Origin of the sequence: Cyanobium sp. Cruz CV13-4-11 (assembly GCF_024346055.1) — a bacterium.
Lineage (GTDB): Bacteria > Cyanobacteriota > Cyanobacteriia > PCC-6307 > Cyanobiaceae > Cyanobium.
In genome coordinates this window covers 13,359-25,803 of record NZ_JAGQCH010000001.1, presented here as the reverse complement: position 1 = coordinate 25,803, position 12,445 = coordinate 13,359, and the positions used below count along the sequence as shown (strand labels likewise).

Here is a 12,445-nt window from a genome sequence, read left to right as displayed (position 1 = left end):
CCACCGCCTCCCTGACAATCAACAACCAGTCGAGAGGGAGCCTCAGTTAGTACGTCGTCGGGCCAGTCTGTCCAATAAAAGCCATCCACCTCATGCGGCGCTGGTGGCGGCGTTCGAGATCTGAGGGGCCTCGGAGGAATCCGGGCGCGCCCGGTTGCGGTTGCGCCGGCAGCGTTCGGAGCAGTAGCGCACCTCCTCCCAGACCTGCTTCCATTTCCTGCGCCACTGGAACGGTCGTCCGCAGACCGGACAGGTCTTGGTGGGGCGATCGACGTGGTGGGGCATCCGGTCACGAAGCAGAACATCCAACCTGACAAAACCAATGGCTTTGCCGTGAGACGATTTGACGATTGAGGGCCAAGATGGCCTGCAGGCCACCTTGGCTTGGGAACGCCGCTTCAGCCCTGCCTACGCTGGCCACGGCCATCAGCTCAAGAGCGCGTGTCTGTCGCCAGCTTCCATGTCATCGGCCGCGATGGCCCTGCGAAGCGCGTGGCCACGGCAGTGGAGGCCGTGACGGCGGCCGAGGCGGAAGGTTTTGCCTGGCTGCAGTACCGCGAGGCCACCAGGGAAGATCTGGCAGGCCTTGTCGGCCTGCTTGGCCTGCACTCGTTGGCCATCGAGGATTGCTTCGATGACAACCAGATCCCCAAGGTGGACGATTTTCCAGACAACACCTTCATCCTATTCAACACATTTCAGTACGATCACGGCGTCCTGGAGGTGGGTGAAATCAACCTGTTCCTCGGAAAGCGATTTCTGATCAGCATCAGTCATCTGGATTCCAGACATCGCTCCTACCTCGACGGGGTTCAACGTCTTGTCGAACGGGGCATCGACGAGGTCCGCCAGGGCCCCTCCCATCTCATGCAACTGATCCTCGACCACATCGTCGATCAGAAGTTTGTGGCCATTGAGGCCCTCGAGGATGAGCTGGATGACCTGGAGGAAGCCCTGATTGCCGATCCGGCCAGTTTCAAGCCCGGCGAACTGATCAGGTTCCGGCGCTACCTGTTGCGGTTGCGCAAGAGCCTGTTTCATGAGCGTGAGATCCTCAGCAAAATCTGTCGAGGCGATTTTCCTCTGATTTCAGAGAAGGCGATCTACCACTATCGTGACATCTATGACCATCTGGTGCGTTTCTACGAGGTCACGGAGTCCTATCGGGATATCGTCACCAGCCTGATGGAGATGTATCTGTCGATGCTCAACAACCAGATGGCCAAAGCCGCCAACGACACCAATGCCACGGTCCGGCGTTTGACCCTGATCACGACAATCTTCATGCCGCTGACCCTGCTGGCGGGCATCGGCGGCATGTCCGAGTGGACGATGATCACCGGCCCAGACAACTGGCGTGTCTCCTATCCGGCCTTCATGCTCGCCATGGTGGTGATCGGCTTTGCCAGTTATGTCTTTCTCAGCCGCCTGGACCGGTACCGAGGCCCGGCACGCCACCCAGACGGATCAGGGCACCCACCACCACGAAGGCGATCGCCACGGCGGTGATGCCACGGATGTGCCAGGCCAGGCCACTGAGGTTGGCGTCCGTGAGGTTGGGGATCAGCCGCAGCCGGGCGTGCAGGGCCAAGGCGGCGGTGGCGACAAGCAACAGCAGCTTGGTGCCCAAAAGCACACCGATCGGATTCGCTGGATCGAACAGCCCATGGAAGCCAGGCAGCAGGATCGAACCCATCCAGAGGCCGGTGATCACCTGCAGGGCAAGGGCCGTGAGGCCAAGGGGCTCGAAGACCGCCTCGAAGTCACGGATGGGTTCAGCGCTCTGCTCCCGCAGGGCCCTCGGCAGCACGCCCAGATCGAGCACCAGGTGGCCGCCGGTCCACACCGTGGCGGCCAAGGCGTGGACGATCACCAGCAGCGGGAAGGGGGACACGGCGGATCAACGGGCAGACCTGGGGCCACTGTCGCTGGCCACACCTGGATCGCCGCCCATCGCCGAGCTCAGGACACAAACCGCCCGTAGAGCCAGCGCACAAAACCTCCCACCAATGGCACCGGGGCGAAGGTGGGGCCGACGAAATCGAAGTAGTCGCGGTGCTCGACGATCTTGCCGTCGGCGCCGAAGCGGAGGCGGGTGGTGCCGGGATAAACGAATTCGATGCCTTTGATCTTCAGGCCCATCGTCCATTCGACGAAGGCCGTATCGCCGCTGAGGGCCACGGCTCCCGGCTCGAGAAACACGTCATCGCAGCGCTGCATCAGACCCTCCTGGGCCACGATGTAGGCCTCGAGGCCCTGGCGTTCCTGGGTGGGGTCGGTGAAGTGGACGTCCCCGTCGTAGAGCGCCCGCCACTGCTGCGGGGTGGGCCCGGGGGCGCCGTAGGGCTTGGTGAACATGGATCTGAGCGCGTCTTCTCCCAGCGGTGGCTGCAGCGTGGCGGTCATGGCAGTGGTGGCTTCAGGCTTCGGAGGACTGCGGACGATTCATGACCAGGGCCGCACCACCGATGCCAACCAGGCCTAGGGCTCCCGCAGCGGCCAGGAATACCAAGGTCTGAAGGGCCAGCAGGAACAGGCCCAGGGCCGAGGCCGCCTTGATCTGCACCCTGGCCTTGATCAGCAGGGTGAGCAGCAGCAGCACCGTGGCCTGCAGGCCGGCGATCCGGGCGGCCGTGAAGGGGCAGAAGAGAGGCGGGAGCAGCATCGCGAGCGGAGCGATCAGAAGCAGAAGGGCAGGAACTGGGTGCGGCAGGCGGCGTAGCCGTCGGTCAGGGCGCCGAGGCCGATCTGGTGGGCGATGCCGGAACCTGTGATGGCTTCGGTGAGCACCCCGATCACCAGGCCGAGCATGGCAGCACGGCCGTTGAAGAGTTCCACGCGCCTGAGCTGCTCCATGTGGATGGAATGCTCGTTGTCGCCCTGGAGAAAGGCGTCGTTGGCGGGGGTGTTGGTCATGGGTCGAGCAGGGGGAAAAGGGAAAAGCTGGGCATCAGACCGATCAGCCCAGGCCGATCTGGCTGAGGATCCCCTGGCCGGTGAGCAGTTCGGTGCCGAGGCCGATGACGAAGCCGAGCATGGCGAGACGGCCGTTCCAGGTTTCGGCGAAGGCGACGAAGCCGAAGCGGGCGGAGGAGTCAGTCATGGGTGTTTCAGTTTGTTTCGTGAATTGTAACAGCTTGTTAAGGATCGCGTCAAGCCTGGCCCCAGGGGAGGCCTCGGCGGCCCCACTAGCATCGATTTCCGAAGCGGTCCGGTGGATGTCGAGCGTCTCCCTGCCGGCCGAACTGGTGCGGCGCTACCGCCGGCTGTTCAGCTTCTACGACCGCGACGGCGACGGCCGCCACACCCTGGAGGGTGACTTCGAACCGGTGGCGGTGCGGATCGCGCGGCGCTGGCAGGGCCGGCCCGGCCGCTTCCCTGATCTGCTGGGGCTGCTGCTCGACACCTACCGGCATGAGAACGCTCGCCGCGACCAGAACCACGACGGCACAGTGGATGGGGAGGAGTTCCTGGCCTCCCATGGACGGGTGTTCGCCGCCTTCGGTGCCGATCCCCAGGCCGCGCGGGAGTTCATGGCCCGCTCCGCCGGCGGCTTCTTCGACGTGCTCGACCTCGATGGCGATGGCGATCTCAACCTCGACGACCTGGCCGCCTTCGCCACCGCCTACGGCCATCCCACCGCCGGCATCGCCGCCAACCTCGACCGGATGCTCGCCGCCCTGGGACTGCCCCCCGGCCGCCTGCCGCGGCAGGCCTTCCTGAAGCTGGTGGAGCAGTACTGGTTCGATCCCTCGCCCGAGGCCCCCGGTCGCCACCTTTTTGATGGGATCGGGCTGACGACGGAGACAGTCTGAGCGGCCATGCCCACTCAGAGCGACGGTGGGGGCAGCAAGGGGTCTGAAGGGCGGATGGCCGGTCGTCCCCTCGGGTCTTCCGGACTGGACGTAGGCACGCTCCGTCCCGCAAGGCACCGTGGAACTTTGGTTGGCATCGAAGGGGAACAGCTGCCAATCCTCCGTAGGCAGCACTTAACTGCAGAACCTACGGACTGGCGCCCCAGGCCTCCTTGCCATCGACGGGCGATCGATCAGCCCTGCCGTTCCCGCCAGATCTCCTGCACAAACGGATCGGTGACCCCATAGAGGCCATGGCCGACCCGCATCAGCACGTTGGCGGCCATCAATTCATTCACCACCGGCTGGATCTCCTCCACCCGCACCTCCCGGCCGATCGCCTGGCTGTAGGCCAAGGCGGCTTCGGCGGAGAACAGGCCCTTGGCGGGGCCGTCGCTCAGGGCCACCCGCTGGAAGATCACCGCGGCCAGTCCACCGATCTGCTCCACCTTCTGCAACTCCAGGTCGGCGGCGGCGCCGCGCAGGGTGGCGGCAATGACGGGCAGGAGCTGGTCCGGCTCCAGCCCGGAGCAGGTGCTGCTGCTGGTCTCCAGTTGGGCCAGGGCCCGCAGGAACTCCTCGGGCTGGTGGCCCAGGGTCTGGAAGGCGCTCCAGGCGATCGCTTCTGATGGCAGCCGCCCCGCGCCGCTGTCCCGCAGGCGCTGCAACACGTGCTGCACATAGGCCAGATCCAGCACGGGGTAGGGCAGCGAGGTGGCCCCGGTGAACGCCTGGTTGCGCCGGGCCGTAAGTTCCCCCACCAGGGCGCGATGGGAGCCGGTGCCGAGGAACAGGAAATGGCCCGGCGTGTCCGGCCTGGGGTTGATGGCGTCGCGGGCGGCCTTGAGGGCCAGCAGCATCTGGTGGCCGTCATCGGTGGTGATCGCCTGCTGCACCTCATCGACGATCAGCACCACATCGGCGCCGGCCTGATCCACCAGCTCGCTGAACGCCTGGGCCAGGGTGGCGCCGCCGTCGTGCCCCAACTGCTCGAGCTGAAAGCCGAAGCGGAAGCCCATCCCGCCCAGATCCAGCCCCCGCAGCCGCCCCAGCCGACCCAGCAGCGGTGAGGCCGGAGTGGCCAGCTCCGCCAGGGTGCGCCGCACGGCGGCATACACCAGCACGGCCGGGCTCACCTTGGTGTCGCTCCAGAGGTCGACGTAGATCACCACCGCCCCCCGGGCCTCCAGCTCGGGCACCAGATCGGTGCGCAGGAAGGTTGTCTTGCCGGTGCGCCGCAGGCCGGAGAAGAACAGTCCTGAGCGCAGCGCCTCATCGAGTACACCCGGATGCAGCAGGCGGCGGGCCAGCTCGGCGGCAAGCTGGGGACGGCGGAACACCTCGGCCAAGACTTAGGGCGCTCTATGGCTGAGCCCTAATTATGGCTGATCCATAATTGGCCCTAAGCCGGGATCGGCTCCGGTCAGAGTGAGCTGTGCCCGACCCTCCCACCGCCCTGGACCGCCCCCTGCTGCTGAGCGCCGCCGGTCTCGAGCGGCGGTTGGGGGATCGGCGGCTCTGGAGCCGGCTGGATCTCGAACTGGCCGGCGGCGAACGCCTGGGGCTGGTGGCGCCCTCCGGGGCGGGGAAAACCCTCTTGCTGCGGACCCTGGCCCTGCTCGATCCGCCGCAGGCCGGACGCTTCAGCCTGCTGGGGCGCCCTCCGGCGGCCTGGGGTCTGCCGCGTTGGCGCGCCATGGTGGCGTACCTGGCCCAGCGGCCGGTGGCCGGTGGGGGAACCGTGGAGACGAACCTGCGCGCGCCCTGGCGGTTTCAGGAGCGGCGGGGGCGAGGTGGCTGGAATTACGAGCGCATCACCGGCTGGCTGGCGGCCCTGGGGCGCGACCACTCATTCCTGAGCTACGACGCCGAACGGCTGTCCGGCGGCGAGCTGCAGCTGCTGGCGCTGCTGCGGACCCTGCAGTCCGATCCGACCGTGCTGCTGCTGGATGAACCCACCGCCTCCCTCGACGGCGCCACCACCGCCGCCGTCGAGGCCCTGCTGATCGCCTGGCTTGCCGCTGGCCCGCGTGCCGCCGTGCTCATCAGCCATGACAGCGAGCAGATCGAACGCTTCGCCACCCGCACCCTGGAGCTGCCGCGATGACCCCCTCAAGTTCCGGCGCCCTGACGATCAGTGATGGCCGCCTGGCGCTGTCCGGCCTGCTGATCCTGGTGAACGTGGGACTGTCGGCGGCGCTGCGCCTGGGTCTCAGCCGCAGCCTGCTGCTGGCCTCCGTGCGCATGGTGGTGCAGCTGCTGCTGGTGGGCTTCGTGCTCGAGTGGCTGTTCCGCCAGGACGATGCGCCCCTGATCGTGCTGGTGGGGGCGGCGATGGCGCTGATCGCCGGGGTGTCCGCCGTGCAACGCACCCGGCAGCGCTTTGCCGGCATCTACCTGAACAGCCTGCTGTCGGTGATGGCCTCCTCGGCGTTGGTCACGGGGCTGGCGGTGACAGGACTGATCCAGCCCCAGCCCTGGTACAACCCCCAGTATCTGATCCCGCTGCTGGGGATGGTGCTGGGCAACACGCTCAACGGCCTCTCCCTGGGACTCGATCGCTTCATGGAAGGTCTGCGCAGCGGGCGCGACCAGGTCGAAACGGATCTGGCCCTGGGGGCGACCCGCTGGGAGGCGTGCCGGGCGGTGGTGCGTGACGCCATCCGCGTCGCCATGATCCCGACGATCAACTCGATGATGGTGATGGGCCTGGTGAGCCTGCCGGGGATGATGACCGGGCAGATCCTCCAGGGGGCGGCGCCAGCGGCGGCGGTTCGCTACCAGATCGTGATCCTGTTCATGATCGCGTCGGCGACGGCGCTGGGGGTGTTCGCGGTTGTGGGCCTGGCCTATGGGCGGCTCACCAGCGCCGACCATCAGCTGCGGCTCGATCGACTGGTCAAGGTTGGCGGACAGGCTGAATGGCGGCCCGCTGGGGCCTTCCTGAGCTGGCGGCGGCGTGGACGGAGCCAGGAAATGGCCCTTGGGAAGAACAATGGGCAGCAGGATTAAACTGAACGTCACAAGAGATTTGATATGAAAACTTTATTGATGTCTTTTCTTTCGCTGGGCTTGCTCATGGCATCACTGTTGATTCCATCTCCAACAATGGCCCTTTCGATCCCTTTACCCCAATCCCAGTCGCTGCTCGGAGCGCAATCAGGAAAAGCTCCAGCCTCAACGCAAGATACCGACAGCAAGCTTCAATCCACCATTGGCTCTGTCACAGGTGAAGGAGGCCAGACGGAGAAGAAAGGAAACACACAAGATAGAGCTAATGATGGCGAGAAAATCGATCAGATGACACAAGGACTGATGAAGGAGAACGGGAAATAGGTGGCATCAGAAGCCCGGCACGGGTCGGGTCGGGCCTGCGCCGACTGTGTGGATCACCACGGTCCAGTCATCGGCCGACAGACGTCGTAAGGAAGGGGCCTGAAGGTTCCCTCGGGCCTCCGATTACCGGGACGACGCAGCCCTTGAGGCCCATGGCTTTCCTTCGAGAGATTTTGGCCGGCGTAGAGGCCCTTCGGGCTCGATAGCGCATGGCCTTGTCGAGCTCCGCAGCGGCCAGCAATCACTTGAGACGGTTGTTCTCCTGCTTCAACTCTTTGAGCCGTTTGGCCACCGGACAGCTGCTGCCAGCGGCGACAGTTTGTCCTTGGTTGAGCAGCTTGCGCTGCATGGGGCTTCCTCTCGCCAAATCGGTACTTGGTCGCATCATGAGCACCAGGCAAGCCCTGCAGCACCGATCAGACCAAGCCGGCACGGTTGCAGAGTCAGCCGGGCCAGGTTCGATACTGTCCCTCAGCCCACTGCAGGCAATCGCCGCCCACCAATGGTCCAGCTGATGCATCACCGTCTCGATCTGCAGACGGTCGGCTCCTTCTCCTGCCACGACATCACGACGGACCTGCAGGCTCTGATCGATCGCAGCGGGATCAGCGACGGCTTGCTGGTGGCCGTGGGTCAGCACACCACCACCGCACTTGCCCTCAACGAAAATGAGGAGCGATTGCTGGTTGACATCGAGCGTTTCTTCCTCGAGCTGGCCTCACCGGAACGCCCCTGGCTCCATAACGACCTGCATCTGCGCCCCGGCGTTCCGCCTGACGAACCCCGCAATGCCCACGCCCATCTGATTTCCCTGATGCTGGGCAATCAGCTCAGCCTGCCGGTGGTGGAGGGCCGGCTTGGCATCGGCCGTTGGCAGTCCGTGCTGTTGGTGGAGCTCGACGGCCCACGCCGCCGTGAGGTGCTGCTCACCCTGCTGGCCGCAACCGCCTGAAATGGGGCACTGGGCTACGAAGTCCCTGGCGCCTACAACGGAAAGCAGTCTCAGATCAGGGACGTCCCGTCAACCCATGATGCGGAGATCTGAGGGGCTTCTGAGCCACTGGGGCTCAACGGTGGCGCTTCTGGTCGGTGCTTTCTGATTCCTCTTGTGCCTGCAGGAAGGCCTCAAAGTGCGCGCCATAGGCCTCGGGCCTCTCGAGCCGAGCATGGTGCGCCGCTCCAGGGATGACCAGCAGGCGCTGCGTGGCGAGTTTCTGCCACCCCTGCTTCGAACGGAGAGTGACAACGTCATGTTCCGCCGCGAGCAGCAGAACGGGCGGGGGATGGCACCTGGGCTGTGGCGCGCTGAGCCAGCCGACGTTCCGCTCCCTCAGAGCGCCTGGGGAATCGTGATCCAGCAGAAGGTGATGGCCGCACCACCCAACAGCACCACCACCAGCGGCCAGGTGTCATCCAGGCGATGCAGATGCCGCAGGAGAGCCTCCCTGGCAACCGGATCCTCCATCGTTTCCATAACTCCATAGCGACGGCCAATCCAAAGCACGAGCACAAAGGCAGCCAGGGTAACAACGTAGGCCACCACATACACCTGATCCAGGAACGTGAGGAAGGGCAGATCCGGCAGTTGGTCGCGGTAGGTCTGCTGCAGAAAGACCAGGGTCAGCAACACCGTGACTGGAATGCTGGCACGGGCATCCTGTTCATCTGGACGCACCTTGAACACCAGCAACACCATCGTCATCAGCACCACAAGGGGTAACAGAAGCCTCCAGAAAGACGCCCATGAGGAGGTGCCGTAGGAGATCTCAAACAGAATCTGGCTGTATTCGTTTTCCTCAACTCCAAGCCCGAAGTTGGTGGCGTAATGGTGACGGTATTCGGCGATCGACCAGCCCATGTTGAGCCAACCGATGATATGGGCATAGAGACCCATTCCACTGTTGCGAATCTCTGGAATCAGGCGCAGGTTGCGGTAGCCAAGTTGACCATCCACGTCGTTGGCCTCAATCACCAGCGGCAGACTGATACTCATGAATGGATAATGACGGAAGCTGGCTCTGTCAACGTAATAACGCCCGACGTAGGTGAAGAGCTGGTAAAAACTACCATCCGCAAGCTTTATCGGGGCCTCTCCCACCGGATTTAGGCTGGAATCCTTGTCGGAAAGCAGGGTGTTCAAGACAATAAACAGACTGGAAATATCACCGCCGCGACTCTCCACATAGCGTTGCATGGGCTCCTCCCAGCGCAGCCACACATAGCCACTACTGGAATAGCTTGGCACCGTGAGGTCCAGCTCATAATTGCTGGTGGAGTACACCCCCACCTGCACCTTGTAAAGCGCCCGCTCCAGTTCGGTGCGATCGACCCGGTCCTCCCCGGCGCTGAGTTGATCGCCCCGCATGGCGCTCCAGACGCCGATGGGCGGTTTCTCGCCAAGGGGCAGGGTGGTGAGGGCGCGAGACGCCGAGGACAGGCGCAGGGCATCGCGGCTCTGCACCGGAATCACGTCGATGCGGCTGATCCCGAGAATGGCCAGGATGGCCGCCAGAACGACGGCCACCATCGCCAGAACGTTCCACGGTCTTTGCCTGCGCTGCCCCATGCGAACCCGCTGGTGTTCACTGAAGTTAAAGCTGAGCGGGCGTGGGCCGGTGGCGGGACTCGGCGTCCTCGGGCTCAGCCTGGCCCTGGCGGTCCCGGGCCTGGCCGCCCTAGGCGCCCCCGGCCCCACATCACCGCCAGCGGAGCTGGTGCTGGGGCAGTCGGCAGCCTTCAGCGGCCCCTCCGCCATGCTCGGGCAGGAGTACCGGGAAGGGGCCCTGGCCTACTTCGCCGAGGTGAATCGCCAGGGCGGCATCCATGGACGGCGGTTGAAGCTGCTGAGCCTCGATGACCGCTACGAGCCTCCCCTCACCCTGCGCAACACCCGACAGCTGATTGAGCGCGACAGGGTGTTCGCCCTGTTCGGCTATGTGGGAACCCCCACCGTCAAGGCGGTGCTGCCCCTGGTGGAGAGTCAACAGATCCCGCTGATCGCCCCCCTGACCGGCGCCCAGCTGCTGCGCCAACCCCATCGGCCGATGGTGTTCAACCTGCGGGCCAGCTACCACATGGAAATCGACCGGATGGTCGATGATCTGGTTCGTAGCGGTCGCCATCGCATTGCGGTGGTGATCCAGAACGACGCCTTCGGACAGGATGGGCTCAACGGCGCCCTCAAGGCCCTCAAGCGCCACGGCCTCAAGCCGGTGGCCACGGGCAGGGTGGAGCGCAACTCCACCCAGACAGGGGGGGTAGTCAGCACGGTGATGCGCGCCAACGCCAACGCCGTGGTGATCGTGGCCGCCTACCCCAGCTCAGCCGCCTTCAGCCGCGAGATGCACAGGCACGGCAGCAGGGCCCAGCTGATGAACGTGTCCTTTGTGGGCACCAGTGCCCTGCGGGCTTCCCTGCTGGGCCAGGAAGCCAGCGGCATCGGCATCACCCAGGTGGTGCCCTTCCCCTGGAATGAGCGGGTGCCGGTGGTGCGCGAATACCAGCGCCTGATGCGGCGCGGGCAGGCCAGACCGCACTTCGGCTTCTCCAGTCTGGAGGGGTTTCTGGCCGCCAAGTTGACCGTGGAGGGCCTACGCCGGGCCGGGCCCGCCCCCACCCGCCAGCGCTTTGTGACGGCCCTGGAAACCATGCGAAACGTGGACCTCGGCGGCTTCCGGGTGCATCTGAGCCCCAAGGACCACAACGGCAGCAGCTACGTGGACCTCACCATCCTGGGCTCGCAGCGCTGGGAGCCCTGAGGGCCGAGCATCGGCGTGGTGATCGGCATCAGCCGCCTGGTGTTCGGCTTCTCAGCCGGTGGCGTGTTGCGGGACTGGGATAGTGGGCTTGAACGTTCTTCAGGCCTTGGGCCGGGCCGCTGGCCGTGGCGAAAGGGCCCTCGGACCCCGCTGATACCGATCCCGGCTTGAGCATGCCGTTCCTTGAGCACTGCGCCACGGCTGGGTTCAGCGGCAGCGGCGATCGGATCGACCTGCAGCGTCTGCGCTCCTTCGTGGGTAAGTCCGCCGGTGACAGCATTGATTTGGCCGATCTACGCAGGGCGGGCCAGCGGATCTGGGATCACGGCATGGACATCATGCAGATCAGCCAGGCCAATACGGAGCGCTAGGGGCGGCTGGTCAACGTTCCAGAGGCGTTCGTGTTGCCGGGCAGCGAGATCGAGCGCAATGTCTGGTTCAAGGACACACTTTCAGCCACCGGCATTCGACCCCGGAAAGCCAGGGATTCCAGGCCGGAAGGTTGGCTGGACCGGGACCCGCAGGCTCAAAGCGGTCGACTCTTCAGGGCGTTGACTCCTCGACGATGTCGACAACGAGGGCCCGAGCCGGCTGGCTGGTTTCATTGCGCCACCAGTGGGTGACACCCGTGGTTTCAAAGGCCGCTTCCCCCGCCTTCAGCACCACTGGGCTGTAGGACGGCCCCCGACGCTCCGTCAGGCGTCCCTCCAGCAGATAGGCCACCCCAGGCCGGCTGTCATGGCGATGCAGGCCGATGTGGCCGCCGGGGGCGATGGTGATCTCCCGCAGGCGCAGCACCCGCCCCTTCAGGGCACTGAAATCTCCCCCCAGGGGCTGGCTGCCGAGGCTGCGCACCGCCAAGACGCCAGCATTGCTGGTGGGGGCGTCGACGACCCGAGTCGAAGGGCCTGTTACGCGCTCGGCCTCCGGCACCACCGCCAGGGGATGGGCCACGGCCGTGGCGACGCTGCTGGTGAAAGCCATGGCAGCCATCAGGGCCACAGGAAACCTTGTCAGGGCAACGGCAGTCAGGGGCTTTGACATGGCTGTGATCAGGCGGGGTGAACACTTGGGGGCTTGGCCAGCATCATCGGCTGGAGCCCGGCGGCACGGTCCTGCTGCTGCCATTCGGATCAGCGTCGAGGCTCAGCCGACACTCCTCCAGCAGCGACTCGCGACCATCAACGACCGCCATCAGATCCTCAGGTCGTGGCTGAAGAGGAACGCTCTCTGCCCGCGGCCGTAGAAGGCCTCCAGCTTGGTGGCCAGGAACACCGGTGCAGTCACCCTCCTGATCGAACGGCCGCTTGGCAACATCTGAAGCTGGGCGGACTCCACGGCCAGCGGATACCAGCGGTTGGAGAAGCCCAGCATCTCGCCCTGGCTTGGCATCAGGTCGAGGATCACCTCCTCGATGCGCCAGCGGCAGAGGGGTGCACCGGGCCGTGTGTCCTCCTGGAAGCCCCGTTCCCGCAGCTGCATCCCCAGTTGCTGGTA

18 protein-coding genes are annotated in these 12,445 nt (G+C 65.1%); 8 read left to right on the top strand and 10 right to left on the bottom strand.

All coding sequences use genetic code 11. The features are described 5' to 3' along the window. Positions 1–90 precede the first annotated feature (90 nt). Positions 91–285: a DUF2256 domain-containing protein gene (locus KBZ12_RS00195; protein WP_254955592.1), complete on the bottom strand. Its 195-nt coding sequence runs from the start codon at positions 283–285 to the stop codon at positions 91–93. A 156-nt stretch (positions 286–441) separates the two neighbouring features. On the opposite strand from KBZ12_RS00195, the gene KBZ12_RS00190 reads away from it, so the two are divergent. After that, positions 442–1,509: a CorA family divalent cation transporter gene (locus KBZ12_RS00190; protein WP_254955590.1), complete on the top strand. Its 1,068-nt coding sequence runs from the start codon at positions 442–444 to the stop codon at positions 1,507–1,509. Here the strand turns inward: KBZ12_RS00190 and KBZ12_RS00185 are convergent. From KBZ12_RS00185 to KBZ12_RS00165, 5 genes are all read right to left on the bottom strand, one after another. After that, positions 1,421–1,894 (bottom strand): CopD family protein, encoded by a 474-nt coding sequence (locus KBZ12_RS00185; RefSeq protein WP_254955589.1) that lies wholly within the window; start codon positions 1,892–1,894, stop codon positions 1,421–1,423. The two genes, KBZ12_RS00190 and KBZ12_RS00185, sit on opposite strands and share 89 nt — an antisense overlap. A 68-nt stretch (positions 1,895–1,962) precedes the next feature. Then, complete coding sequence (locus KBZ12_RS00180) at positions 1,963–2,406, bottom strand: nuclear transport factor 2 family protein (protein WP_254955588.1); 444 nt, start codon at positions 2,404–2,406, stop codon at positions 1,963–1,965. Positions 2,407–2,419: 13 nt separating this feature from the next. After that, positions 2,420–2,665, bottom strand: a complete 246-nt coding sequence (locus KBZ12_RS00175; protein ID WP_254955586.1) for a hypothetical protein — start codon at positions 2,663–2,665, stop codon at positions 2,420–2,422. A gap of 14 nt (positions 2,666–2,679) precedes the next feature. Then, the gene (locus KBZ12_RS00170) at positions 2,680–2,916 is read right to left on the bottom strand and encodes a chlorophyll a/b-binding protein (RefSeq protein ID WP_254955584.1); all 237 of its coding nucleotides are present in this window, start codon (positions 2,914–2,916) and stop codon (positions 2,680–2,682) included. Positions 2,917–2,959: 43 nt separating this feature from the next. Then, the gene (locus KBZ12_RS00165; protein ID WP_190545080.1) at positions 2,960–3,103 is read right to left on the bottom strand and encodes a chlorophyll a/b-binding protein; all 144 of its coding nucleotides are present in this window, start codon (positions 3,101–3,103) and stop codon (positions 2,960–2,962) included. Positions 3,104–3,218: 115 nt separating this feature from the next. On the opposite strand from KBZ12_RS00165, the gene KBZ12_RS00160 reads away from it, so the two are divergent. Continuing rightward, on the top strand, positions 3,219–3,815 hold the full coding sequence (locus KBZ12_RS00160; protein WP_254955583.1) for an EF-hand domain-containing protein: 597 nt from the start codon (positions 3,219–3,221) through the stop codon (positions 3,813–3,815). Positions 3,816–4,048: 233 nt separating this feature from the next. On the opposite strand, the gene KBZ12_RS00155 is transcribed toward KBZ12_RS00160, so the two are convergent. After that, positions 4,049–5,194, bottom strand: a complete 1,146-nt coding sequence (locus KBZ12_RS00155) for an ATP-binding protein (protein WP_254955999.1) — start codon at positions 5,192–5,194, stop codon at positions 4,049–4,051. Positions 5,195–5,289: 95 nt separating this feature from the next. Between KBZ12_RS00155 and KBZ12_RS00150 the strand changes: the two genes are divergently transcribed. The 4 genes from KBZ12_RS00150 (at position 5,290) to KBZ12_RS00135 (ending at position 8,142) form a co-directional block, all read left to right on the top strand. Next, entirely contained in the window at positions 5,290–5,961 is a 672-nt protein-coding gene (locus KBZ12_RS00150; RefSeq protein WP_254955582.1) for an ATP-binding cassette domain-containing protein, read from the top strand. Beyond that, positions 5,958–6,866, top strand: coding sequence for an ABC transporter permease (locus KBZ12_RS00145; protein WP_254955580.1), 909 nt, complete (start codon positions 5,958–5,960; stop codon positions 6,864–6,866). Before KBZ12_RS00150 ends, KBZ12_RS00145 begins: the two co-directional genes overlap by 4 nt. A gap of 39 nt (positions 6,867–6,905) precedes the next feature. Continuing rightward, positions 6,906–7,190: a hypothetical protein gene (locus KBZ12_RS00140; protein ID WP_254955579.1), complete on the top strand. Its 285-nt coding sequence runs from the start codon at positions 6,906–6,908 to the stop codon at positions 7,188–7,190. Positions 7,191–7,704: 514 nt separating this feature from the next. Continuing rightward, positions 7,705–8,142: a secondary thiamine-phosphate synthase enzyme YjbQ gene (locus KBZ12_RS00135; RefSeq protein ID WP_254955577.1), complete on the top strand. Its 438-nt coding sequence runs from the start codon at positions 7,705–7,707 to the stop codon at positions 8,140–8,142. Positions 8,143–8,520: 378 nt separating this feature from the next. Here KBZ12_RS00135 and KBZ12_RS00130 read toward each other — a convergent pair whose 3' ends face one another. Beyond that, the gene (locus tag KBZ12_RS00130; RefSeq protein WP_254955575.1) at positions 8,521–9,717 is read right to left on the bottom strand and encodes a hypothetical protein; all 1,197 of its coding nucleotides are present in this window, start codon (positions 9,715–9,717) and stop codon (positions 8,521–8,523) included. Positions 9,718–9,754: 37 nt separating this feature from the next. Between KBZ12_RS00130 and KBZ12_RS00125 the strand changes: the two genes are divergently transcribed. Both KBZ12_RS00125 and KBZ12_RS00120 read left to right on the top strand, forming a co-directional pair. Beyond that, positions 9,755–10,948, top strand: a complete 1,194-nt coding sequence (locus KBZ12_RS00125; RefSeq protein WP_254955573.1) for an ABC transporter substrate-binding protein — start codon at positions 9,755–9,757, stop codon at positions 10,946–10,948. A 167-nt stretch (positions 10,949–11,115) separates the two neighbouring features. Then, positions 11,116–11,319 (top strand): hypothetical protein, encoded by a 204-nt coding sequence (locus KBZ12_RS00120; protein WP_254955572.1) that lies wholly within the window; start codon positions 11,116–11,118, stop codon positions 11,317–11,319. Positions 11,320–11,491: 172 nt separating this feature from the next. Here KBZ12_RS00120 and KBZ12_RS00115 read toward each other — a convergent pair whose 3' ends face one another. Both KBZ12_RS00115 and KBZ12_RS00110 read right to left on the bottom strand, forming a co-directional pair. Beyond that, positions 11,492–11,932, bottom strand: a complete 441-nt coding sequence (locus KBZ12_RS00115) for a cupin domain-containing protein (protein WP_254955571.1) — start codon at positions 11,930–11,932, stop codon at positions 11,492–11,494. A gap of 210 nt (positions 11,933–12,142) precedes the next feature. Further along, on the bottom strand, positions 12,143–12,430 hold the full coding sequence (locus KBZ12_RS00110; protein WP_254955570.1) for a hypothetical protein: 288 nt from the start codon (positions 12,428–12,430) through the stop codon (positions 12,143–12,145). Between the last annotated feature and the right edge of the window lie 15 nt (positions 12,431–12,445).

Excerpts from the sequence above, each read along its gene's own strand:
- KBZ12_RS00115 (WP_254955571.1), bottom strand. The coding sequence starts at position 11,932 with ATGGCTTTCACCAGCAGCGTCGCCACGGCCGTGGCCCATCCCCTGGCG.
- KBZ12_RS00130 (WP_254955575.1), bottom strand. The coding sequence starts at position 9,717 with ATGGTGGCCGTCGTTCTGGCGGCCATCCTGGCCATTCTCGGGATCAGC.
- KBZ12_RS00175 (WP_254955586.1), bottom strand. The coding sequence starts at position 2,665 with ATGCTGCTCCCGCCTCTCTTCTGCCCCTTCACGGCCGCCCGGATCGCC.
- KBZ12_RS00180 (WP_254955588.1), bottom strand. The coding sequence starts at position 2,406 with ATGACCGCCACGCTGCAGCCACCGCTGGGAGAAGACGCGCTCAGATCC.
- KBZ12_RS00125 (WP_254955573.1), top strand. The coding sequence starts at position 9,755 with ATGCGAACCCGCTGGTGTTCACTGAAGTTAAAGCTGAGCGGGCGTGGG.
- KBZ12_RS00160 (WP_254955583.1), top strand. The coding sequence starts at position 3,219 with ATGTCGAGCGTCTCCCTGCCGGCCGAACTGGTGCGGCGCTACCGCCGG.
- KBZ12_RS00170 (WP_254955584.1), bottom strand. The coding sequence starts at position 2,916 with ATGACCAACACCCCCGCCAACGACGCCTTTCTCCAGGGCGACAACGAG.
- KBZ12_RS00165 (WP_190545080.1), bottom strand. The coding sequence starts at position 3,103 with ATGACTGACTCCTCCGCCCGCTTCGGCTTCGTCGCCTTCGCCGAAACC.
- KBZ12_RS00145 (WP_254955580.1), top strand. The coding sequence starts at position 5,958 with ATGACCCCCTCAAGTTCCGGCGCCCTGACGATCAGTGATGGCCGCCTG.
- KBZ12_RS00110 (WP_254955570.1), bottom strand. The coding sequence starts at position 12,430 with ATGCAGCTGCGGGAACGGGGCTTCCAGGAGGACACACGGCCCGGTGCA.
- KBZ12_RS00195 (WP_254955592.1), bottom strand. The coding sequence starts at position 285 with ATGCCCCACCACGTCGATCGCCCCACCAAGACCTGTCCGGTCTGCGGA.
- KBZ12_RS00140 (WP_254955579.1), top strand. The coding sequence starts at position 6,906 with ATGTCTTTTCTTTCGCTGGGCTTGCTCATGGCATCACTGTTGATTCCA.
- KBZ12_RS00135 (WP_254955577.1), top strand. The coding sequence starts at position 7,705 with ATGCATCACCGTCTCGATCTGCAGACGGTCGGCTCCTTCTCCTGCCAC.